Genomic DNA, 22,269 nt, shown 5'->3' with positions numbered 1-22,269 from the left:
TATTAAAATGAAAATCATTATATGAAAAAATACTTTGTACTGTTCTGCTGCCTTTTCACTATTGCTTTTTCTTCTTGCAGAAAAGTAGTAACTGCACCATTTGACGCTTCTATACAGGCAGAAACCGATGATAAAGCTATCCAGGATTATTTTTTATTAAATGGAATAACAGGCGTAAAGAAAGATGCATCAGGCTTATATTATAATATTGAGGCTCCCGGAACAGGCGCGCATCCAACCTTAACATCAAGTATTACGGTAGCTTATACACAATATTTACTAGACGGCACATTGGCCGACTCTGCAACCAGTTATTATTTCTCGCCATTAAGCAGCCTTATACAAGGCTGGCGCATTGGCTTGCCCATGATAGGTACAGGTGGTAAAATTACTTTATATATACCATCGGGCCTTGCTTATGGCATTGCAGGCAGCGGGCCCGTACCATCAAACTCGGTATTGATATTTCATATCACCTTACAGGGTTTCGCCAACTAATTTACTTTCTTAAATTCATAAGGGTCGGCTTCAACAAAGTCGGCCACTTTTACTTTTACGCCGGTTATCCGGCCATTTTGAAAAGTAAAAGGGAAAACCGTTTTGCCATATATAGGGTCTGAGAACGTCGCGAAAAACCGATTGCCGCCCAATGGCTGTAAATGCACAAACATTTTAGGATGATGCTCAAAACGTACTTCCAGGTCGTTATTTTCGCCCCCGGTTATAACCATACTGCCATATAGGTCATTATTATATTTACCTGTATAATTGGCTATAGGTATAGCAGGTTGTAGGTTTAGTGCAACAGAGTCTCGCAGTTTTTTATATACCTTTTGCTCGGCAGCCGCATTAGTTTTGTACGCGTTTAAGTAAACATCACTGTAATTACGATAGGGTTGTTTAAAATAAGCATCCATAATTTCCCAACGCAAAGCCTCGTAAAACGAGTTTTCATCTGTATTAGTCAGTATAATTATACCCAGGTGATCTTGCGGCACCAGCGTTACTGATGATACGTACCCGCTAACACCCCCGTCATGCATTACAATGCGGTGGCCGCTGTAATCCTGCAAAAACCAGCCCAGCCCATAAAGCTCATAATTGGTTTCGCCGTTTATGTGGCGTATACTGCCCACATAATCCTGCGGCTTGCGGGTTTCTAATATGGCCGCTTCTGGTATTACCTGCCGGTCACCTACTTTACCATTATTAAGCAAGGCCAGTACCCATTTACTCATGTCGTTTATGGATGATGATATACTCATGGCGGGTGCCATATTATCCAACTGCCCATAAGGGATGGCGCTCAAACGCTCATCAATCAAGGTATGCGGCACAGTTCTGTTAAATGATTTTGGCAGATCGGCAGTTAAAGCCAAGGTATTGATCATGCCTAGAGGGGCAAAAATATTTTCTTTTAAGTACACCTCCCAGCTTTTGCCCGTAACGCGTGGGATGATCTCGCCGGCAGTTAAAAATGCCGAATTGGTATATCCCCATTTCGTCCGGAAAGGATAGGCAGCTTTCATGTGGCCCAACCGCTCAACTACCTGCTGGCGGGAAAGATCACTGTTATAAAAGGTAAAGTCGCCCTGGAAGGTTTTAAAGCCTAAACGGTGGCATAACAGATCGCGTAGGATAACTTCGTCACTAGCTGCCTTGTTTTCTAATTTAAAGCCGGGCAGGTATTTACTTACATTATCATCTAATGATAGCTTTTTTGCATCCTGCAGCATGGCCATGGCGGTTGCGGTAAATGCTTTAGTATTACTGCCTATCATAAACAGGGTGTTTTCGTCTACGTGTTCGGGCAGGCCCAGCTCTTTAATGCCATAGCCTTTCATTAACACCACCTTATTATCTTTTACAATACAAACAGCCACCCCGGGTATGCGCCAGTTAGTTAGCGCCCGGTTTACATAAACATCAATACTATCTTTAATAAATGATGTCCTGTCTGCACTTTGGGCATAGGTTAGGGTTATAAATGCAATAAAGATGAGTGATAAAATAAGTCGTTTTTTCATTAGAGCGAATGGTATTACTTATATAAATAGGAGCATTTTAAATGCCTTTTAAAAGTACTAATTTACGTAAAATTAAGGGGCTAATTATTTATTAGGATGTTAATATAAATTACGCATATAGATCTATACACATCCTGCAGTTGTTTCCATTTTGGAAACAACTGCAGGCGATAAGAAATATCGTACTACATCTTTTAATATTTACTCCACAAAAAAACCATCCCGAATTAACAAGATGGTTTGGTTATAAATTTATAATTGGGGGTTAAAATGACATGTCGTCCGTATTGCTGTTTGCTAACTCGTCCACGCTTTTCATTCCCTGGCGGGGGAATGTATCTTGTTCAAAATCTGTTTTACGTCCCAGCATTGTAAAGTTTTCGGCCACTACCTCGGTAGTATACTTTTTAACGCCTTCTTTATCCTCGAATGACCGGGTGCGCAATTTACCTTCAATGTAAACCAGCTTGCCTTTTTGCAAAAACTTAGCTGCTACATCTGCAAGACTGCGCCATAACACAATGTTATGCCATTCGGTTTGCTCCACCTTTTTGCCATCCTTGTTAAAGGTTTCTGATGTAGCCAGCGGAAAGCTTGCAACAGATACACCTCCCTCTAATTGGCGCACTTCGGGGTCTTTGCCCAAATGGCCAACCAGTATTACTTTATTAATTCCAGACATAGTTTAAATCGTATGGTAAATGTACAGAGTTTATTTCTAATTTAAAAAATTATCTAAAAATATAAAAATTACTTTAGATAGTGGTAAATTTTTTAAATTTTCTACTTTTATGAAAACCCAGTTTGGCATTAGCTTTACCGGTTGCCGGGTTAAAGTAATAAACCGTACGTGCAAATGCTGGTGTGTAAGCACGTGTTTCTTAATAGTTGATGCCGCTTCTATTTTAATATCAGCACCTAAATATTCAACAGTTTCTGGCAGGGCAAGCAGCTCATCAAGTGGCAGTAAAGCGTGTGTTTCTATCAGCGGCAAATCATACATATTGGCCCATATATCGTTTTCTGACCGTTTACTCATTAAAATGCTATCGCCATCTGTAAATAAAAAATAGTTAAAAAAGCGTTCCTTTATTTTAACCTTATTAATTTTTACCGGCAAAGTTGTAGTAGCATTATTTATAAACGCGTAGCACCCTTCCCTCACCGGGCAAATACCGCAGGCCGGATTTTTGGGTTTACAAAGCATGGCACCAAACTCCATCATGGCCTGGTTATGCAAAGCCGGATATTTCTTATTAAGCAAATCGTTTGCGGTTGACTGAAATAGTTTTTTACCAATTGTGCTATTTATTGGCTCGTGGATGCCAAAATGCCGGGCAATAACCCGGTAAACATTTCCGTCAACCACGGCCTTTGCTTCGTTAGCCGAAAATGACGCTATAGCTGCAGCCGTATATTCGCCAATGCCTTTTAGTTTGATCAGTTCATCATATTTTTCAGGAAACGTGCCTCCATATTCTTCCTGCACAATTCGCGCTGTCTTTAACATATTGCGGCCCCGCGAATAATAGCCAAGTCCTTGCCATAGCCTTAATACTTCATCCTCGCTGGCTGCGGCAAAAGCTGTTACGTTGGGATAGGCCTCAACAAACCTGTTAAAATAGGGCATGCCCTGCTCTACGCGGGTTTGTTGTAAAATAACTTCGGATAGCCAAATAATATACGCATCGGTGGTATGTCGCCAGGGCAGGTCGCGCTTGTTTTCGGTATACCATTTTACAAGCTCATCAGAGAAATTCATGTAGCGCAAAAATATGGGATTAAGTGCTTAATTGAATGGTGTTTGTAAAGATTGTGTAGTAGTTTTCGTGCTAATAAAAAAAAATGCGTTAATTATTTCGCTCTTTAGTAATAAAGCAATACTTTTGCAACCCCAAATAAGTTAAGTAATTACAAATTAAATAAAGGAAAATCAGATATGACTAAAGCAGAAATTATAACTGAAATCTCATCTAAGACAGGAATTGAGAAGGTTGATGTACAAGAAACAGTTGAAGCGTTCTTTAAGGTTATTAAAAATTCAATGGTTGGCGGCGAGAACGTTTATGTGAGAGGGTTTGGAAGTTTTGTTGTTAAAAAGAGAGCTAAAAAAACTGCACGTAATATTTCAAAAAACACTGCTATAATTATACCCGAGCATTTTGTGCCTAGCTTTAAACCGGCTAAAACTTTTGTTGAGAAAGTAAAAACGGGTAACAAAACAACTAAAGCATAATAAGCATTATGAATAAAAAACAAATAGCTGTTGCCATAGCCATTGTGGCTATCATGGGCTATTTGTATTCATTACCTGTAAAGGGCTTAATAAAAGCAAGCGCCACACATGATACTGCCCAGTCTGCCCCAATGGCAAGCAAGACGGTATCAAATGTAACCATAGCAACCGTGTCAGAACCAGCTAAAGCGGCCATAGGCGCGTCTTTATCGGCTAAGATCAACGATCTGGAAGGCCAGTTAGAAAAAGCATCGGGCGATGCTGAGAAGCTGTCGCTCAACAAGCAATTAGCAGCCCGCTGGGACGATGTGAATCAACCGGCACCGGCAGCATTTTATTACCAAGCTGTTGCCCGTATAGACAATAGCTTTGATGCATGGTTAAAATCGGGTAACCGTTTTAACGATGCTTATAAAATTATGCAGGATACCGCGGTAACACCGGCATTTATAACAGGTGCTGTTGAAGCCTTTACAAATGCTTTAAAACTTAAACCACAAAGCCTTGATGGCAAAACAGGTTTAGGTGTTGCTTATGTAAACGGCGGGGCAAGCCCAATGCAGGGTATTGCTTTACTGCGCGAGGTTATTGCGCAAGACCCTGGTAACATTAGTGCGAACCTTAATTTGGGTTTGTTCTCCATGAAATCTGGGCAGTTTGATAAGGCTGTGCAACGTTTTAAAACAGTTATTGCAAAAAAGCCTGATTTTGAATCATACTTTTACCTGGCCGAAACGTATAAGCAGTTAGGCCAGAAACCAGAAGCGATTGCAGCTTATCAAAAATGCAAAGAAATGATGCCCGACCCGGTTTTTGGTCAGCGCATCGATCAATATATTAAGGAATTAAAAAATTAACACATTAAAAAATTATTATTATGCCGAGCGGTAAAAAACGTAAAAGACACAAAATGGCTACTCATAAACGCAAAAAGCGTTTAAGAAAAAACAGACACAAAAAGAAATAAGCTCGGCTCTTTAGCAACTTATTTTTTGCTGCTTTTAAGCGAGTAAAAGCAGTGTGTTTTTTACCCCTATAGTACAATTTGCGGTGCCGGTGATTTACCGGTTATCGTTTAAAGAAATGGAGTAGCAGTTGATAAAAGAATTAATTATCGATTCATCCCCTAACGGGGCTACTATTGCATTATTACAGGATAAACAACTTGTAGAGCTACACAAAGAGCAAATCAGCAACAATTATACTGTTGGTGATATATATTTGGGCCGTATTAAAAAAATAATGCCCGGGTTAAATGCTGCTTTTGTTGATGTAGGTTATGAGAAGGATGCATTTTTGCATTATCTTGATCTTGGTCCGCAGGTGCAAACGCTCCTTAAGCTGGCCAAGCAAGTGCGTGGTGGAAGTTACCAGTCTAAGCTTTTAGATAACTTTAAGCTGGAGGAAGATATTAGTAAGGGAGGTAAGATCTCTGATATATTAATCAAGAACCAGCTTATACCTGTGCAAATAGCTAAGGAGCCTATATCAACAAAAGGCCCCCGGTTAAGTTCAGATCTATCTATAGCAGGCCGGTATGTAGTATTAGTGCCTTTTTCTGACGTTATATCGATATCTAAAAAGATAAAGAGTAACATGGAGCGCAACCGCTTGCGCAAAATTATAGAAAGCATTAAGCCTAAAAACTTTGGTGTAATTATCCGTACGGTATCAGAAGGTAAGGGCGTTGCAGAAATGCAAAAGGACCTGCTTGACCTGGTATCAAAATGGGAAGCTTTTGTTACCCGCCTGCCATCGGTTGAGCCGGGTAAAAAAGTGTTAGGGGAAATTGGTCGTACATCAACAATCCTGCGGGATATATTGAATCCTGATTTTCAGAACATCTACTTAAACGACACGACCTTGTACGAGGAAGTTAAGCAGTATGTAAAAGATATCTCGCCTGATCTGGAAAGCATTGTTAAGCTGCATAAACACAAAGAGCCTTTGTTTGAACACTTTGGTGTTGATAAGCAAATAAAAGGCGCTTTTGGTAAAACGGTTAATTTAGCCGGTGGAGCCTACCTGGTTATTGAGCATACTGAAGCCCTGCACGTTGTTGACGTTAACAGCGGTAATCGGACAGCTAATAAAGAAAACCAGGAAGAGAATGCTTACCAGGTAAATCGCGAAGCGGCGAAAGAAATTGCCCGCCAGCTGCGCTTGCGTGATATGGGCGGTATTGTGGTGATCGATTTCATTGACATGCACAAACCAAACAACCGCAAGGACCTGTTTGATTACTTACGTGCCGAAATGGCCTTAGATCGCGCCAAGCATACTATTTTGCCGCCAAGTAAATTTGGATTGGTACAAATAACCCGCCAACGTGTTAGGCCCGAAATGAACATTGTTACCACCGAGGTTTGCCCTGCATGCCATGGCACGGGTACCATACGCCCAAGCATTTTATTGCTGGATGATATTGAGAACAATTTCAATTTCGTTTTAACCGAGCAAAACGAAAAAGGCATAACCCTTAGCGTACACCCATATATTGAAGCCTACATACGTCAGGGATTATATACCCGCCAGATGCAATGGTTCTTTAAATATGGCCAATGGATAAAGGTTAAAAGTAACCCGGCTTATCAAATTACAGAGTTTCATTTCTTCTCATCAAAAGACGAAGAGATCAAGTTATAATTATTCGCTAACGCGGATGCAAAAGAGCAGGTGTTTTAATTAGCATCTGCTCTTTTTGCTTTAAGCTGATTACCATTTCTATTCACACCGGCATAACGCTTTAAGGCGGTAGTAAAAAACTGCATTTATCGGGTATCTAGCGGTATGCCGGTAGTAAAAACAACCGTTTATCGGGTATTGTGGTTAATGCAGGTAGTAAAACACACCATTTATCGGGTATCGGGCCTTATGCCGGCAGTAATATTTTTATATAACTGGCTGATTATAAATTATATGGATAAAATCAACTCAAAGAACGTGTCAAAAAAAATTTGAAAAATTGGTTTGTTGAGAGAATTGGAGTCGCGGTGGGTAGTTGATCAAATATACGAAAAATTGGCGGGAAGGGCAATTGTGGGCTATTGCAATAGTTACGGTAGTTTATCGATTAATGCTTTCAGCGCTATTGGCTTAATAACATAACCCAATTCATCTTGATTGCCTTGCGCTGTGTACACGCCAAGAAATCGAGTGCCTAAACCCATACTAATTCCTTGTCTTGTTAAAAAAGGAATCATTCTAAGTACTACCATTGAACCAGACATGCCGGGTCTTGTAGTAGCATCTATAAGAAATAGCGGTAAACCATTTGCATCAATATCTAAATCTGAAGCAATATGACCTGTTTTCCATATAGCAAGTTTTCCGTCTGAAGATTGCCCATATGGAGATCCGATTATGGATGCTGAAAAACCAGGCATAACTGTAATGCTATCGTTAAAGCCCTTTAAATGCACTGGGTATAGTTTTGCACCTTTAGGTAAATTTTGTAATGGCAAAGCAATTATATCTACCGTTTTTCCTGCCACTTCACATTCAATCCATCGTTTGTTTTTATTTCTATCGTAAAGCGTTTCTATTGATTTAGACCAATGTCCTAGGGTTTGCGCATTGTGCCAAATAGCAATATTATTGGGAATCTGTTGCTGAGGGTCGATTATTGCGTGTGAAAAATAATCTAAACCAGTGACTACGTGAAGGTTAGTAATCAGGTAGTCTACATTGTTTTTTTCGATAATAAATCCTGTTGCCGATCCAATATTTGCATAGTTATTTAAAAGTTCTAAACTTAAATTTTGAAAACTAAGAGAATCAACCGTATTACTTTGGGCTACGGAACTCATAGATAAAATAGCACTTAAAAATATTAATACAAATGTTTTATTGGTTACCCAATTCGATATCTGAAGACGAAACTGCTTTAAGATCATAAGTAAGAAATAATAATTTAAATTTAAAATATCCCAATTGGCCTGGTACGATGTTTTTATCGCCGAGTTGATAATGTATCCTAATAATAATTGTTGCGGCGTCTTTTTTAACGATTTGTATTGGCGACTGCCAGCCATATATATAAGTGTTAGGAATAATTGGAATAGGTAAATCCAATCCCGCAATTGGAGTCAATGCTTTGGATATTAGATCGTTGTTTCCTGAGCTTGATAATGGATGTTTTTTAAATTCAATAAGTACTAAAGCAACGGTTGTAAATATGATGGTTTCCTTGGTGTTATTTTGAATAGTAAAATTTAATATCGGAAGCCTATTTGGATCTTTATCAATTACAAAATTAATAATCTTGACTTTTGAATCTTTAAAGATTGTTATCCTTTCTTTTTTTTGCCCAAATGTGTCCAGACATACAAGCAATAATAAAATGATAGTTTTTCCTTTCATCTTTTCTTATTGCTATCTATCAATATAACACCTTCTTTTTTTAATATGAGGGGTTCATATTTTAAACTATCGCTCTGTTTTGGATAGACATCAACCGATTTGTAGCTAGGTAAAATTGAAACTGTTAAACCAATTACGCCAATAATGGTACTGCAAATTATTATTAAGCGGATAACATTATAAGCTTGTTTCTTTGTTAGGCTTGGAAAAATCGCTTTTTTAATTATTTCTCTAAATATCAAAAAGATAATTGCGATAGCAATTCCAGCAATCCCCGCATATTTTGCAACAGCAGAAAAAGGATCTAACAGATCGGCTATTTTTTCAATAAAATCCATCAATAGTTTCTTGTATAAAGATAATCATTTTAAAATTAATCGCATCCTTTTTGCTAAATTATTTAGCAAAACCCTTTGCCAAACCCAATTTAATCTGCACATTTGCATATCTGCACATTCGCATATCAAACAAATGGCTAAATCTAAGATCGCGTATTTCTGTCAAAGCTGTGGCTTCGAGTCGGCTAAGTGGTTGGGCAAATGCCCATCGTGCCAGCAATGGAACACTTTTGTAGAGGAGGTTATTGAAAAGGACTCAAAATCTGTCCCCACCTGGAAAGTAAGCAGTACCACCCAACAACGCGCGAATAAACCGGTAGAGGTTGCAGATATTACTTTTAACGAAGAGGACCGACTGCTTACTCCGGATAGAGAGTTCAACCGCGTATTGGGCGGTGGTATTGTTGCGGGTTCATTGGTATTAATAGGCGGCGAGCCGGGCATTGGTAAATCAACCCTGATGTTGCAATTGGCGCTAAATATGCCCAACCTTAAAGTGCTCTATATCTCGGGCGAGGAAAGCGAAAAGCAGATTAAAATGCGAGCCGAACGACTGAGTGAGGTTAAGACCCTTAATAAATCCGAAATCGAATATCCGAAACGGCGAAGCCCTCTTGAACACCCTGAAAAAACAAACAATAGTGAAAAATCCGAAATAAATAAGGGGTGCTACATCCTTACCGAAACATCAACCCAAAACATATTTAAACAGATCGAAGAGCTGGAACCTGATTTGGTTGTAGTCGACTCTATCCAAACCCTCCATTCATCACATATAGAATCAACGCCCGGCAGTGTATCGCAGGTGCGTGAGTGTACGGCCGAGTTGTTGCGTTTTGCCAAAGAAAGCGCTACACCGGTATTTTTAATTGGCCATATCACCAAAGACGGCATGATAGCAGGCCCTAAAATACTGGAGCACATGGTTGATACCGTTTTGCAGTTTGAGGGCGACAGGCACCATGTTTACCGCATATTGCGCACGGTTAAAAACCGTTTCGGCTCTTCGTCTGAACTGGGCATCTATGAAATGCTGGGCGAGGGTTTGCGCGAAGTATCTAATCCATCAGAAATATTATTATCGCAACGCGATGAACCTTTGAGCGGCATCACCATATCGGCCACATTAGAGGGCATGAGACCGATGCTTATTGAAACGCAAGCATTGGTGAGCACTTCGGTATATGGAACGCCCCAGCGTAACGCAAATGGTTTTGATGCCAAGCGAATGAGCATGCTGCTTGCCGTACTAGAGAAGCGTTGCGGATTTAAACTGGGTGCGCAGGATGTTTTCCTGAATATAACGGGTGGCATAAAGGTAGAAGACCCCGCGATTGACCTGGGGCTTGCCGCTGCTATCATATCATCATATCAAAATATACCCATACCTTTTAAAACCTGCTTTGCCGGCGAGATTGGCCTCTCGGGCGAGATACGGGCAGTTAACCGGGTAGAACAACGCATTGCCGAAGCACAAAAACTAGGCTTTGAGCAGATCTATATTTCTAAATACAATATGCCATCAGCCGCGCAGGACAAAAAGCGCATGGACCTGTCGCGCTATACCATTGATATAAAAATGGTGGCTAATATTGAAGATGTATTTGAGTTGTTGTTTGGATAATAGCAAAAACAAAACGCGACCGCCAAAGCAGTTAGAAGGCTTTAACTATTGTGCCAATGTCGATCTTGCTTGGGACTAATTGTTAACACTACTTTACTGTTAAGGTTATTATCTCATAAACCTATTTGGTGATATTCCCGCTGCATGTTTTTAACCAGGTTGGGTTAAACACCTGTACTTCTATTATATTAACTTATTTTATACCATTTGTCATTATTAATTACCTGCTGATATTTTATAATGACCGGTATAAGCAGCTTATTACAAAATATGGCAGCAATAGCGGTAAATACACTTGACAAGAATGCACGGACAAGAAAGCCTAAAAACCATATTTCAATTTTAGTATGTGGTTTAAAACTAAGGCCATAATTTCTTGTTCTGTAAGAATATATCTGTGTGATGAAATATTGGTCTTTATTATTTTCCATTTGCCTTGTTATATCCGCTACCGCACAGCACCACACGCCCTTACCGCATGGCATGGTTTACGGCATCAAGCCAGGCACAACGACCATGCTGCCTGCCTGGCGGGTTGAGGCTTTTATGGACACCAAAACACGCATCAACACCACCATACGCGGCCGGGTTATAAAAGTAACCAAACCCAAAGGGGGCTGGTTTGAACTGGATGCCGGCAAAGGCAAAATTATTACCGCGCATTTTAAAAACATCGGTATTAATATCCCACCAGGCTTAAAAGGCAAAATTGTAATAGTTGAAGGCGTAGCCGAAAAACAATTCATTGCCGATGACTTGCAACATTTTGCAGGTGATACGGTGGTGGGGAAGAAACAACATACCGTAAAAACCAACCCAAAGCGTAAATTAACTTTTGAGGTTAAGGGATTGATGGTGGATTAACCCCCCCGCTTCCTAAAGAGAGTACTTTTGAGAGCAATTTGAAACATAATTAAAAAAGCGACCTACCTGGCCGCTTTTCTTTTAGTATGCTATTCAGCTCCCCCTTTAGGGGGCTGGGGATTACTTACTCAAGTACATCGATTTCTCTCTGTACAAATGCTTAAAATATGGGTCCTGCAGGTCAGGGATAAAGCGGATAGATTCGCCGGTTGATTTCATTTCGGGGCCCAGTTGTTTTTCAACCTCGGGGAATTTATCGAAAGAGAATACAGGTTCCTTAATGGCATAACCTTTAAGCTTACGTTCAATGGTGAAATCTTTTAGTTTATTAGCACCCAGCATTACTTTGGTGGCTATGTTGATGTAAGGCACATCATACGCTTTGGCAATGAAAGGCACCGTACGCGATGCACGCGGGTTGGCTTCTATCACATATACCTCGTCATCTTTTATGGCAAATTGTATGTTAAGCAAACCTATTACATTTAGTGCTTTAGCTATTTTTTTAGTATACTGCTCCATTTTGTTGATCACATTGGCCGACAGATCAAACGGTGGCAATACCGCGAATGAATCGCCCGAGTGGATACCCGCAGGCTCAATGTGTTCCATTAAACCAACTATATGCACATCATCGCCATCGCTTATCGAGTCAGACTCGGCTTCGGATGCACGGTCCAGGAAATGGTCGATCAATACACGGTTGCCCGGTAAGTTTTTCAGCAAGCTAACAACCGCTTTCTCCAGGTCCTCATCATTAATTACAATGCTCATGCCTTGTCCGCCCAATACATAACTAGGGCGAACCAATACCGGGTAACCTACCTGGTGTGCAACTTCCAGCGCTTCTTCGGCACTTTCGGCAACGCCGTATAATGGGTAAGGGATTTCCAACTCTTTTAGCAAGTCAGAGAAACGGCCACGATCTTCGGCAATATCCATGTTATCGAATGATGTACCTATGATCTTAATCCCATGCTCATGCATTTTCTCGGCCATCTTCAAGGCGGTTTGTCCACCTAGCTGAACGATAACCCCAACCGGTTTTTCCAGCTCGATGATTTCGCGAACATGTTCCCAGAACACAGGCTCAAAGTATAGCTTATCGGCCATGTTAAAGTCGGTTGATACCGTTTCAGGGTTACAGTTAACCATGATGGCTTCAAAACCCGCTTCTTTAGCAGCTATCAAACCGTGTACGCAGCTATAATCAAACTCAATACCCTGGCCAATACGGTTGGGGCCCGAGCCTAATACAATTATTTTTTTCTTGTCAGATGAGACCGATTCGTTCTCGCCTTCGTAAGTAGAGTAGTAGTAAGGTGTTTTGGCAGGGAACTCGGCAGCGCAGGTATCAACCATTTTATAAACACGCTTAATGCCCAGTTCTTTACGGCGCTGGTAAACATCCTCTTCGGTAGTATTATTATGCAGAATGTAAGCTATCTGCGCGTCAGAGAATCCTTTTTGTTTTAAGGTGAAAAGGAAATCCTCCGGGATGTTGCCTATAGAATATCTGCGTAACTCAATCTCGAGGTTCACAATATCCATGATCTGGTTCAGGAACCATCTGTCTATTTTAGTAGCTTTACGTACCGATTCAATTGGCACACCTAAACTTAAAGCATCATAAACGTGGAACAACCTGTCCCAGCTTGGATGCTCCAGGCTATGCATAATTTCGTCAAGGTTGCGGCTTTGTTTACCATCGGCACCTAAACCGGCGCGGCCTATCTCTAAACTCTGACAGGCTTTTTGCAACGCCTCGATAAAGCTGCGGCCAATGCCCATGACTTCGCCTACTGATTTCATTTGCAAGCCCAACTCGCGGTTAGCGCCTTTAAACTTATCAAAGTTCCAGCGTGGTATTTTAACGATCACATAATCAAGCGTTGGCTCAAAATAAGCCGATGTTGTTTTGGTGATCTGATTTTCTATCTCATCTAAATTATAACCGATAGCCAATTTAGCAGCTATTTTAGCAATAGGATAGCCTGTTGCTTTTGATGCTAATGCTGATGAGCGCGATACACGTGGGTTGATCTCGATAGCGATAATCGCTTCATCTGCAGGGTTAACAGAGAACTGTACGTTACAACCACCCGCGAAATTACCAATGGCGCGCATCATTTTGATGGCCTGGTTACGCATTTCCTGGTAGCAGCGGTCGCTCAATGTCATGGCCGGAGCCACGGTTATCGAGTCGCCGGTATGGATACCCATCGGGTCAAAGTTCTCTATCGAGCAAATAATAATTACGTTATCATTACTATCACGCAGCAGCTCCAGCTCATATTCTTTCCAGCCTAAAACAGCCTGCTCCACCAAAACCTCATGAGTTGGCGATGCCTGCAAGCCACGGCTTAATGCTGCGTCAAAATCTTCTTTTTTATGTACAAAGCCAGCGCCTTTACCTCCCAGCGTATAACTTGGACGAATAACCAAAGGGAAACCTATTTCCTGTGCGGCCTCTTTACCTTCAAGGAAAGAGTTAGCTATTTTTGAGGTAGCTACCCCAACACCAATGTCAACCATTAACTGGCGGAATGCCTCGCGGTTTTCGGTCTTCTCAATCGCGGCAATATCAACACCAACAATCTTTACACCATATTTTTCCCATAAGCCTTGCTCATCAGCCTCAATACAAAGGTTTAACGCGGTTTGGCCACCCATGGTAGGTAACACGGCATCAATTTTTTGTTCGATCAATATCTTCTCAATGCTTTCGCAGGTAAGGGGCAGCAGGTAAACGTGGTCGCCAATAACTTTATCCGTCATGATAGTAGCCGGGTTGCTGTTAATGATAGATACGGTAATACCTTCTTCTTTTAAAGATAGCGCGGCTTGTGATCCGGCATAATCAAACTCGCAGGCCTGGCCAATAATAATAGGGCCTGAGCCAATGATCAGTACTGATTTAATGGAGGTGTCTTTGGGCATAGGGCTTTTTTTTTAATTCAAAAGTTCTAAGTCAAAAGTCAAAAGCCGGGTAACGGCAATAACGATTTTTCCTATGCGCTGATAGCAGGTTTCCCGACCTCAGCGTCGGGGTGCAAAGATAGAATTTATATAGCTACTTTATGCTCTTTTTTGTAAAAAATACGTCAGGGTTTAACTAAGGTATAAAACACGACTGCAATAATATATTAAAACTTCCGCTGCCGTTATTATGATAGAACGATACCGCTATTATCTTTTAGCTAGTTTTGAATAAAACTGTTTGAATATATCTCGGTATTAGCGTTTCCGTATAGCCAAATAGTATAAGTTTTACCCGCCTGCAAATTAAGGTCAATTACAGGCTCGGTGGTTACCCCAATAGCAAACGGTGTAAATGTAGTGCCGGGCGCGACATCATAATATGGCGATGCAGTACCAAATACTAAATAGGTAAACAGATCTGCCCCGCCGGTTACCGACATTTTAAGCGCGTTATCTAAATGATTATGCAAATTAACAAACCTTACTCTTGCTTTACCAGCAGGGGGCGCAGACAGATCATCCTTAATGCCGCCCGAAACAAGCGCGCCTGTAAAATCCCTAAATAAATAAACCGTTGCATAATCGCCAATTGCTGAGGCATAGCTATATGCCAGGTTGGCTACAGTTGTTCCGGAATTTGTAAAACCTAATAAATTAACACCTGCGGTATAGGTATTATAAGATGTTGCCGCGCTAAAAAACAAGCCGGTGTTCTTAAGCACACCGTTAATGTACACATCCTGTGCTATAGAGTTTGGCACAGCGTTTACAAACCGTACATGTGCATCGCCGGTTACAGTATCTTTCTTTTTAACGCATGCCGATAGTAACACTGCCGCGCTTAAACATAAAAGTAAAATCTTTTTCATGACTGTATATTTAAAATATTCTTGATTTTGGGTTTAAAACAAACTAGGCTGCGATAAACCTGAGCTAAATTATCTATTAAAAAATTTAAATGAAATTATTTAACATCCATTAACGTTTGTACAGCCCTTGTTATTACATTAAATGCGCTTTACCTTATCTCTACTATACACAACAGGCCTTTATTATCTGGTATTTTCATAGCTTTTTAAATTAAATAACCGATATTTACTATCGACACATATATTCTATAATAACCCAAGATATGAGAAGGAGCGTGTTATTTATTTCAGTGGTATTGCTGCTGTTCATGGGCTCTTGCGGCATGATGCAGTCTATTGTTAAATCAACATTTCCATATACGGCTACATTGGTAATACCGGCAACTGCCGAAGCGGGTAAAAGCTATGCGGCTATAAGCCTTGCCAACAGCTTTGACCAAAACTTTTCTCCCGGCGGTAACAATGGGAATAATGTAAGCGAGGTTAGTATTATTTCGGCAAAACTTAAATCAATAGATCCGGCAGATTATAACCTGGGGAACATTAAAAACTTAAAAATATACATGTCTGCAGAGGATAGTAAGGACGAGATATTGGTGGCATCGCGCCGTGATATTACGCCCGATGCCGGTAACTTAATGACACTAGATATTGATAATTCGACTTTCTTAGATAAGTTGGTGCGCCAACCCAGCATCAGGATAAAAATGGTTTACGAGCTTCGCCGCAGAACAGACGCTGATGCCAATTTACAACTGGTGTTAAGCATTAACGCTTATCCGGCCGCAAAAAAATAATCATTTTAACAATTTGTTATCCGTATCCGGGAAAATCAAGATGGGCTCGTAAGCACGGGCCTCGTCCATTTCCATGTACGCGTATGACATTATGATAACGATATCGCCCACCTGGGCCAGTCTTGCCGTTGCGCCATTTAAGCAAATAGTGCCGCTGCCGCGTTCGCCTTTTATTACATAAGTTTCAAAACGAGCGCCATTGTTGTTGTTTACAATTTGCACTTTTTCGTTGGCAATAATATTTGCCGCATCCATCAAATCTTCATCAATAGTAATACTCCCAACGTAGTTTAACTCGGCCTGGGTAACCCTGGCGCGGTGAAGCTTTGATTTTAATACCTCAATAATCATAGGGCAAAATTAAGTTAATTAGTGATTAGTTGATTAGAGATTAGTTATTAAAAGGTAAAGATTTACGACTAGTTATTACATGATTGATGCGCGGTAAGTGCCCAATCACTAATTAACCAATCTCTAATCATTAATAATCACATTATCAATCAGCCTGGTTTTGCCAACTTTGGCGGCTACCAGGGCAACAAAACTTTTAGTATTTTTATCGGCGGGATGTAAAGTGTCGCCATCTGCAATTTCAAAATAAGCCAGTTCAACTCCCGGCTCATTGCTAATAACAGCTTCGGCTTGTTGTTTTAATTGGCTTATGTTATCCGGGTTAAACTCATGTTTAATTTTATTTAATGTTTTTGACAGGATAAGCGCGTGTTTCCTGTCGGCCGGCGATAAATGGATATTACGCGAACTCATGGCCAGCCCATCCGCTTCGCGCTCAATAGGGCACATTACCAGCTTAACCGGCAAGTTTAATAAGCTAACCATGCGGCTGATAACCAAAAATTGCTGGTAATCTTTCTGACCAAACAAAGCAATATCAGGCTTTACTATATCAAACAGCTTATGTACCACTTGGGTAACCCCCTGGTAATGACCGGGACGGAATTTTCCTTCTAATAAACCCTCCAGTCCTCCTATATCCAAATGCCATTTCTCATTATCGGCATACATCTCATTTACCCCGGGGTTAAACAACACATCGCAATTAACTTGCTTCAGTTTTTGTATGTCATCTGCAATAGGTCGCGGGTACATCTCCAGGTCCTTAGGATCATTAAATTGGGTTGGGTTAACAAAAATACTGCATACAACTATGCTGCCCAACTTTTGTGCCCGCTTTATTAATGACAGGTGGCCGGCGTGCAATGCACCCAATGTGGGTACAAAAGTAATAACAGCGCCATCGGCCTTTAACTTAGCCAGGTGTTGCTGCAAAGCCGCCTTTTTAGTGAAGTTTTCCAATATTATATATTACAAAAGTGGGCGAAGTTGCATAAATGCCGGAAATTAACCAAAACTACTTGCATAATTGATTGATACTTCATATATAATGCTTATATTTGCACACTCAAATTTTTTGAGGTGTTACATAATTTAAATTCTGATTTGGAGATGGGTAAATCTAAGCTTTTGTTTATAACTCATGAAATGTCACCTTTCCTTGAACTTTCTAAAATTTCTGAAATAACACGCCAGCTTCCGCAGGCTATGCAGGAAAAAGGTTACGAAATTCGTATCCTAATGCCTCGTTTTGGAAATATCAACGAAAGAAGGAACAGACTTCATGAAGTGATCAGGTTATCGGGCATGAATATCATTATTAACGATAACGATAATCCGTTGATCATAAAAGTTGCATCTATCCCGGCGGCACGTATGCAGGTATATTTTTTAGATAATGAAGAATATTTCCAGCGTAAACATGTGTTTGAGGATAAGGATGGCAAATTTTACGCTGATAATGATGAGCGTATGATTTTCTTTTGCAAAGGCGCATTAGAAACAGTTAAAAAATTAGGCTGGGCCCCTGATGTGATCCACTGCCACGGCTGGATGAGCGCATTGGTTCCTGCTTATTTAAAAACTACTTATAAAGACGATCCTACTTTTAAAAATTCAAAAGTAGTTTATTCTATTTATGAGAACGACTTTAAAGGTGAGATGGGTGCTGATTTTGCACGCAAAGCCATTATGGGCGACATGACCGAAAAGCATATAGATGTTTACAAAGATGGCACAAATACCGCTTTGTATGAAGGTGCTATCCAGTATAGCGATGCTATTGTATTAGGCAGCGAGCATATTGATGAGGATGTGTTAAATAATGTTAAAAACAGCCAAAAATCAGTTTTAGAATTCAATTCTACCGCAGATTTCGAAAATTATTACAATTTTTACGACGAAATTACCAATGAGGAATTGGTAAACGTTGTATAAGCTTTGAGAGATCGATATATGAAATTTATTAGATTAGACTTATTAACCCTGTTGATAAGTCTTTTTATTTTTAACGGTTGTAAAAACCAGAATACCATAGGTTTGGGCGTAGTTGCATCAAACCAAATAAGCGGCAGCTTAATAGATACGTCAACAATTGTAATTAATACTGTACGTGAAGACAGCGTTGTAACGAGCGGACTATCACGCACCCCTTTAGCTTATTTCAAAGATCCGCAATTTGGTATAACCGAAGCTAATTTGGCAATGGACCTTAACCTACCCGGCAATGCTGCATATACGCTTCCTACGGGTACAATAACCGTTGATTCGGCCTTGTTGGTTTTAAGGTATGCGCCAAACGGTTTCTATGGCGACTCCATTGCTTCAAGATACAAAGCAAATGTATATCAGCTTAAAGAACGATTGTTATCCGGCAAAGTATATTATAATAACAAGATCTGGAATGCTGATAAAGCAAACCTATTAGGAACTAAATCATTCCTTTCAAGGACAAGCGATAGTGTGAAAATATTTACACCTATTGCCGGCAGGCCCGATACATTGGTAAAAGTTCCGCCACAATTAAGGATACCCATTAGTACTGCTTTTGTAAATAGCATACTTTATAATGCATCAAGCACTCAACTTAGCTCAAACCTTGTTTTTAAAAACAGCGTAAACGGGCTATATGTAACGCTTGATAAAACCCAATCCGGACCGGGCGGTACATTTATGTTCAATTTAGATTCTGCTGCTTCTGTACAGGTATATTACAGAAACGCCAATGGTACTGTAATTGATACCGGGGTGTTGGTTTTACCAAGCAATTTACATACAGCCGAAATAAAGCATACGCGCTCTACACAGGTTCAAACAGAACTTGACAATAGCACCACCAACCGCAAAGCTTTTTATATACAAGGTATGGGTGGTTTAAAGAGCAAAGTAAGTTTCCCTTATCTTAAAAATGTTCTTAAAACTATTGGCAACGATGTTATTATAAATCGTGCCGAGCTGGTAGTTACAATAGTGCCGGGTTCTAATATCCCATTTGCGCCCTTGCCTAAACTAGCTATGTACAGGTATGATCTGGCCAAACAGCGTGTATTTATACAGGACGCGCTTGACCCATCGCTTGATCCGCGATCATTTAACGGTACTGTACCAAGCGGATTTTTTGTTACCCAGCTACAGCAATATCGTTTTTTAATAACCGCCTATATACAAGATCTTATGCGCGGGGTAGCGTCTGATTATGGCACCTATATTGGCTCGGTAACCCCAACAGCTACATCAACAATAGCGACAACGGCACAGGTTGATGGCCGTACGCAGGCTGTAGGATTTGATACAACATCGCCCTACCGCATTAAGCTTAATATTTTCTACACCAAAGTGGTTAAATAGTAGTTACATTGTAACAATAGCAATTAGTTGTTTAACATTACTAATTGCTATTGTTATTGTCAAATGGCTGCTTATTTTTGCTAAATCACTAATTACTATTTTATATGTGCGGAATTGTAGGTTATATAGGTTATAGAGAGGCTTATCCAATAATTATTAAAGGACTGCATCGCCTGGAATACCGGGGCTATGATAGTGCCGGTATAGCCTTGTATGACAAAGGCCTTAAGGTTTATAAAAAAGCCGGAAAGGTCACTGACCTTGAAAACTTTGTTAAAGACGTTAGTCTTACAGGCACCGTTGGCATGGGTCATACCCGTTGGGCTACACATGGGGCACCAAGCGACCGCAACTCGCACCCCCACTCATCAGGCGACAGAAAACTTACCATTATACATAACGGTATAATTGAAAACTACGGTGTTATTAAAGAGACGCTGTTAGCCAAAGGCCACGTATTTAAAAGCGATACCGATACTGAAGTTTTAATACACCTGGTTGAAGATATACAAAAAGAAACCGGCCTAGATTTGTTGGAAGCGGTTAGGATCACACTTAACAAAGTTATCGGTGCATACGCCATTGTTATAATGAGCGCCGATGAACCAGATATGCTAATAGCAGCCCGCAAAGGCAGCCCAATGGTAATTGGCGTTGGCAAAGGCGAATATTTTGTAGCATCAGACGCTACACCTATTGTTGAGTACACCAAAAACGTTATCTACCTAAATGATAACGAAATTGCCTATATCCATCGCGATGAGTTATTGATCAAAAATATCGACAATACCATACAAACACCGTACGTCCAGGAGTTGGATATGAAGCTGGAAGCTTTGGAAAAAGGCGGCTATGATCACTTTATGTTAAAAGAGATCTATGAACAGGCCCGCTCCATCCGCGATTGCCTGCGCGGGCGTATCTATCCCTCACAGGGAGAAGTGCAGTTGGGCGGCATTAAAGAGTATAAGGAAAAACTTAAAAACGTTGATCGCATTATCATTGTGGCCTGTGGTACGTCATGGCATGCCGGTTTGGTTGGCGAATATTTGATAGAAGAATATGCGCGTGTACCTGTTGAGGTAGAATATGCTTCAGAATTTAGATACCGCAACCCTATCATCACCCAAAAAGATATCGTAATAGCCATCTCCCAATCGGGCGAAACCGCCGATACCATGGCCGCCTTAGAGATTGCCAAAGAACGTGGTGCAACCATCTTCGGTATTTGTAATGTAGTTGGTGCATCTATTCCGCGTATTACCGATGCGGGAGTTTATACCCATGCCGGACCAGAAATTGGTGTGGCATCAACCAAGGCATTTACCGCGCAGGTTACTGTATTAACGTTAATAGCATTTTATATTGCGCAACAACGCGGCACCATTACACAAAGCAAACTGGTTGAATATTTAACCGAACTGGATGAAATACCAACATTGGTTGAGCGTACTCTGTTATGCAATGACCACGTGGAAAAAATTGCCGCCCGTTTTAAAGATGCAAACAACTGTTTGTTCCTGGGGAGAGGAAGCTCTTTCCCGGTAGCATTAGAGGGCGCTTTAAAACTCAAGGAGATCTCATACGTACACGCCGAAGGCTACCCGGCAGCCGAAATGAAACACGGCCCTATCGCTTTAATTGATGAGGATTTGCCGGTTATATTTATTGCCACAAAAAACTCATCGTACGAGAAAGTTGTAAGCAATATACAAGAAGTTAAAGCCCGTGGCGGCCAGGTTATAGCTATTGTTACCGAAGGTGATACCCAAGTACGCGACATGGCTGAATACGTAATAGAAATACCACAAACCGATGACGCCTTTGTACCGTTGTTGGCAACTATCCCATTACAATTATTAGCCTACCATATAGCAGTAATGCGCGGCTGTAACGTAGATCAGCCCCGTAATTTAGCTAAATCGGTAACGGTGGAATAGAGTGATTGGAGATTGGTTGAAGTGAGCCAATACGTTATATTTGTAAATATGACAGGCCTAATCTCTAATCTCCTTCCGAGATCTCTCGGGACACTAATATCTGCGAAGCCATGAGAATCATGGCCTTCGACTACGGCACCAAACGCATAGGCATTGCTGTGACCGATCCATTGCAGATTATTGCTACCGGGTTGGATACCATACACCCTAATCAGATCATCGAGTTCCTAAAAAAATACTTGCAAGCAGAGCAGGTGGAGCGTTTTATTGTTGGCGAACCTAAACAGATGGACAATACACCATCGCAATCGGCACCACACGTTAAAGGGTTTGTTAACCTGCTAAAAAAAACCTTCCCTGATATCCCCATCGAAATGCTGGACGAGCGCTTTACCTCTAAAATGGCAACAGCAGCCATAATGCAAAGTGGCTTTAAAAAAATGGACAGGCGAAACAAGGAGCGGGTAGATACTATATCGGCTACTATTTTGCTACAGAGCTGGATGGAGAAATTAGTTTAATTATAACAGT

Annotated in this window: 21 protein-coding genes; 11 read left to right on the top strand and 10 right to left on the bottom strand. The window is 40.7% G+C overall.

The annotated features are described in order from the left end of the window. Window positions 1-21 precede the first annotated feature (21 nt). Complete coding sequence (locus JWQ34_RS05470; RefSeq protein ID WP_299355100.1) at window positions 22-498, top strand: FKBP-type peptidyl-prolyl cis-trans isomerase; 477 nt, start codon at window positions 22-24, stop codon at window positions 496-498. Here JWQ34_RS05470 and JWQ34_RS05465 read toward each other — a convergent pair. The 3 genes from JWQ34_RS05465 to mutY all read right to left on the bottom strand — a co-directional run bounded on the left by JWQ34_RS05465 (window position 495) and on the right by mutY (window position 3,789). Beyond that, window positions 495-2,027 (bottom strand): serine hydrolase, encoded by a 1,533-nt coding sequence (locus tag JWQ34_RS05465; protein WP_299355097.1) that lies wholly within the window; start codon window positions 2,025-2,027, stop codon window positions 495-497. The two genes, JWQ34_RS05470 and JWQ34_RS05465, sit on opposite strands and share 4 nt — an antisense overlap. Window positions 2,028-2,292: 265 nt before the next feature. Beyond that, window positions 2,293-2,709 carry a single-stranded DNA-binding protein gene (locus JWQ34_RS05460; RefSeq protein ID WP_299355094.1) on the bottom strand — a complete coding sequence of 139 codons (417 nt, stop codon included), beginning with the start codon at window positions 2,707-2,709 and terminating at the stop codon, window positions 2,293-2,295. Window positions 2,710-2,745: 36 nt separating this feature from the next. Beyond that, the gene (mutY, locus tag JWQ34_RS05455; protein ID WP_299355091.1) at window positions 2,746-3,789 is read right to left on the bottom strand and encodes an A/G-specific adenine glycosylase; all 1,044 of its coding nucleotides are present in this window, start codon (window positions 3,787-3,789) and stop codon (window positions 2,746-2,748) included. 177 nt (window positions 3,790-3,966) lie between these two features. Between mutY and JWQ34_RS05450 the strand changes: the two genes are divergently transcribed. From JWQ34_RS05450 to JWQ34_RS05440, 3 genes are all read left to right on the top strand, one after another. Then, window positions 3,967-4,263 carry an HU family DNA-binding protein gene (locus JWQ34_RS05450; protein WP_299355088.1) on the top strand — a complete coding sequence of 99 codons (297 nt, stop codon included), beginning with the start codon at window positions 3,967-3,969 and terminating at the stop codon, window positions 4,261-4,263. Window positions 4,264-4,271: 8 nt separating this feature from the next. Beyond that, window positions 4,272-5,120, top strand: coding sequence for a tetratricopeptide repeat protein (locus JWQ34_RS05445; protein ID WP_299355085.1), 849 nt, complete (start codon window positions 4,272-4,274; stop codon window positions 5,118-5,120). Between the two features lie 238 nt (window positions 5,121-5,358). Continuing rightward, entirely contained in the window at window positions 5,359-6,909 is a 1,551-nt protein-coding gene (locus tag JWQ34_RS05440) for an Rne/Rng family ribonuclease (RefSeq protein ID WP_299355082.1), read from the top strand. Window positions 6,910-7,319: 410 nt separating this feature from the next. Here the strand turns inward: JWQ34_RS05440 and JWQ34_RS05435 are convergent, their stop codons facing one another. Genes JWQ34_RS05435 through JWQ34_RS05425 form a run of 3 tightly spaced genes read right to left on the bottom strand, consistent with a single transcriptional unit; the run spans window position 7,320 to window position 8,963 of the window. After that, window positions 7,320-8,159, bottom strand: coding sequence for a trypsin-like peptidase domain-containing protein (locus tag JWQ34_RS05435; protein ID WP_299355079.1), 840 nt, complete (start codon window positions 8,157-8,159; stop codon window positions 7,320-7,322). Then, on the bottom strand, window positions 8,110-8,625 hold the full coding sequence (locus tag JWQ34_RS05430) for a hypothetical protein (RefSeq protein WP_299355076.1): 516 nt from the start codon (window positions 8,623-8,625) through the stop codon (window positions 8,110-8,112). The genes JWQ34_RS05435 and JWQ34_RS05430 overlap by 50 nt, the downstream gene beginning before the upstream one ends. Then, a complete protein-coding gene (locus JWQ34_RS05425; RefSeq protein ID WP_299355073.1) occupies window positions 8,622-8,963 on the bottom strand; it encodes a hypothetical protein in 342 nt (113 codons plus the stop codon). Before JWQ34_RS05425 ends, JWQ34_RS05430 begins: the two co-directional genes overlap by 4 nt. A gap of 133 nt (window positions 8,964-9,096) precedes the next feature. Here JWQ34_RS05425 and radA point away from each other — a divergent pair, with 133 nt between their 5' ends. Further along, window positions 9,097-10,587, top strand: coding sequence for a DNA repair protein RadA (radA, locus tag JWQ34_RS05420; RefSeq protein WP_299355071.1), 1,491 nt, complete (start codon window positions 9,097-9,099; stop codon window positions 10,585-10,587). A gap of 402 nt (window positions 10,588-10,989) precedes the next feature. Further along, entirely contained in the window at window positions 10,990-11,451 is a 462-nt protein-coding gene (locus JWQ34_RS05415; RefSeq protein WP_299355068.1) for a DUF4920 domain-containing protein, read from the top strand. Window positions 11,452-11,571: 120 nt separating this feature from the next. Here the strand turns inward: JWQ34_RS05415 and carB are convergent, their stop codons facing one another. Both carB and JWQ34_RS05405 read right to left on the bottom strand, forming a co-directional pair. Further along, window positions 11,572-14,391 (bottom strand): carbamoyl-phosphate synthase large subunit, encoded by a 2,820-nt coding sequence (gene carB, locus JWQ34_RS05410; protein ID WP_299355065.1) that lies wholly within the window; start codon window positions 14,389-14,391, stop codon window positions 11,572-11,574. Window positions 14,392-14,651: 260 nt separating this feature from the next. Then, window positions 14,652-15,302 (bottom strand): DUF4397 domain-containing protein, encoded by a 651-nt coding sequence (locus JWQ34_RS05405; protein WP_299355062.1) that lies wholly within the window; start codon window positions 15,300-15,302, stop codon window positions 14,652-14,654. A 263-nt stretch (window positions 15,303-15,565) separates the two neighbouring features. On the opposite strand from JWQ34_RS05405, the gene JWQ34_RS05400 reads away from it, so the two are divergent. Next, window positions 15,566-16,099, top strand: a complete 534-nt coding sequence (locus JWQ34_RS05400; protein ID WP_299355060.1) for a hypothetical protein — start codon at window positions 15,566-15,568, stop codon at window positions 16,097-16,099. Here JWQ34_RS05400 and panD read toward each other — a convergent pair whose 3' ends face one another. Next, window positions 16,100-16,450: an aspartate 1-decarboxylase gene (panD, locus tag JWQ34_RS05395; protein ID WP_299355057.1), complete on the bottom strand. Its 351-nt coding sequence runs from the start codon at window positions 16,448-16,450 to the stop codon at window positions 16,100-16,102. A gap of 123 nt (window positions 16,451-16,573) precedes the next feature. After that, window positions 16,574-17,413 carry a pantoate--beta-alanine ligase gene (gene panC, locus JWQ34_RS05390; protein ID WP_299355054.1) on the bottom strand — a complete coding sequence of 280 codons (840 nt, stop codon included), beginning with the start codon at window positions 17,411-17,413 and terminating at the stop codon, window positions 16,574-16,576. Window positions 17,414-17,563: 150 nt separating this feature from the next. On the opposite strand from panC, the gene JWQ34_RS05385 reads away from it, so the two are divergent. The 4 genes from JWQ34_RS05385 (at window position 17,564) to ruvX (ending at window position 22,259) form a co-directional block, all read left to right on the top strand. After that, window positions 17,564-18,388 (top strand): glycogen/starch synthase, encoded by an 825-nt coding sequence (locus JWQ34_RS05385; protein WP_299355051.1) that lies wholly within the window; start codon window positions 17,564-17,566, stop codon window positions 18,386-18,388. An 18-nt stretch (window positions 18,389-18,406) separates the two neighbouring features. Beyond that, a complete protein-coding gene (locus JWQ34_RS05380) occupies window positions 18,407-19,798 on the top strand; it encodes a DUF4270 family protein (RefSeq protein WP_299355049.1) in 1,392 nt (463 codons plus the stop codon). 104 nt (window positions 19,799-19,902) lie between these two features. After that, window positions 19,903-21,738 (top strand): glutamine--fructose-6-phosphate transaminase (isomerizing), encoded by a 1,836-nt coding sequence (glmS, locus tag JWQ34_RS05375; protein ID WP_299355046.1) that lies wholly within the window; start codon window positions 19,903-19,905, stop codon window positions 21,736-21,738. Window positions 21,739-21,848: 110 nt separating this feature from the next. Continuing rightward, entirely contained in the window at window positions 21,849-22,259 is a 411-nt protein-coding gene (gene ruvX / locus JWQ34_RS05370) for a Holliday junction resolvase RuvX (protein WP_299355043.1), read from the top strand. The last annotated feature ends 10 nt before the right edge of the window (window positions 22,260-22,269 follow it).

Source organism: Mucilaginibacter sp., from assembly GCF_028288185.1.
Taxonomy (GTDB): domain Bacteria; phylum Bacteroidota; class Bacteroidia; order Sphingobacteriales; family Sphingobacteriaceae; genus Mucilaginibacter.
Note: the sequence above shows the minus strand (reverse complement) of the source record. Positions and strands in the feature narration are given on the sequence as shown.

Bases quoted from the DNA above. Each gene is read 5' to 3' on its own strand.
- JWQ34_RS05445 (WP_299355085.1), top strand. From the start codon at position 4,272: ATGAATAAAAAACAAATAGCTGTTGCCATAGCCATTGTGGCTATCATG.
- JWQ34_RS05405 (WP_299355062.1), bottom strand. From the start codon at position 15,302: ATGAAAAAGATTTTACTTTTATGTTTAAGCGCGGCAGTGTTACTATCG.
- ruvX (WP_299355043.1), top strand. From the start codon at position 21,849: ATGAGAATCATGGCCTTCGACTACGGCACCAAACGCATAGGCATTGCT.
- JWQ34_RS05430 (WP_299355076.1), bottom strand. From the start codon at position 8,625: ATGAAAGGAAAAACTATCATTTTATTATTGCTTGTATGTCTGGACACA.
- mutY (WP_299355091.1), bottom strand. From the start codon at position 3,789: ATGAATTTCTCTGATGAGCTTGTAAAATGGTATACCGAAAACAAGCGC.
- JWQ34_RS05450 (WP_299355088.1), top strand. From the start codon at position 3,967: ATGACTAAAGCAGAAATTATAACTGAAATCTCATCTAAGACAGGAATT.
- glmS (WP_299355046.1), top strand. From the start codon at position 19,903: ATGTGCGGAATTGTAGGTTATATAGGTTATAGAGAGGCTTATCCAATA.
- JWQ34_RS05425 (WP_299355073.1), bottom strand. From the start codon at position 8,963: ATGGATTTTATTGAAAAAATAGCCGATCTGTTAGATCCTTTTTCTGCT.
- JWQ34_RS05385 (WP_299355051.1), top strand. From the start codon at position 17,564: ATGGGTAAATCTAAGCTTTTGTTTATAACTCATGAAATGTCACCTTTC.
- JWQ34_RS05380 (WP_299355049.1), top strand. From the start codon at position 18,407: ATGAAATTTATTAGATTAGACTTATTAACCCTGTTGATAAGTCTTTTT.
- JWQ34_RS05470 (WP_299355100.1), top strand. From the start codon at position 22: ATGAAAAAATACTTTGTACTGTTCTGCTGCCTTTTCACTATTGCTTTT.
- JWQ34_RS05465 (WP_299355097.1), bottom strand. From the start codon at position 2,027: ATGAAAAAACGACTTATTTTATCACTCATCTTTATTGCATTTATAACC.
- JWQ34_RS05415 (WP_299355068.1), top strand. From the start codon at position 10,990: ATGAAATATTGGTCTTTATTATTTTCCATTTGCCTTGTTATATCCGCT.
- panD (WP_299355057.1), bottom strand. From the start codon at position 16,450: ATGATTATTGAGGTATTAAAATCAAAGCTTCACCGCGCCAGGGTTACC.
- JWQ34_RS05460 (WP_299355094.1), bottom strand. From the start codon at position 2,709: ATGTCTGGAATTAATAAAGTAATACTGGTTGGCCATTTGGGCAAAGAC.
- carB (WP_299355065.1), bottom strand. From the start codon at position 14,391: ATGCCCAAAGACACCTCCATTAAATCAGTACTGATCATTGGCTCAGGC.
- JWQ34_RS05435 (WP_299355079.1), bottom strand. From the start codon at position 8,159: ATGATCTTAAAGCAGTTTCGTCTTCAGATATCGAATTGGGTAACCAAT.
- JWQ34_RS05400 (WP_299355060.1), top strand. From the start codon at position 15,566: ATGAGAAGGAGCGTGTTATTTATTTCAGTGGTATTGCTGCTGTTCATG.
- radA (WP_299355071.1), top strand. From the start codon at position 9,097: ATGGCTAAATCTAAGATCGCGTATTTCTGTCAAAGCTGTGGCTTCGAG.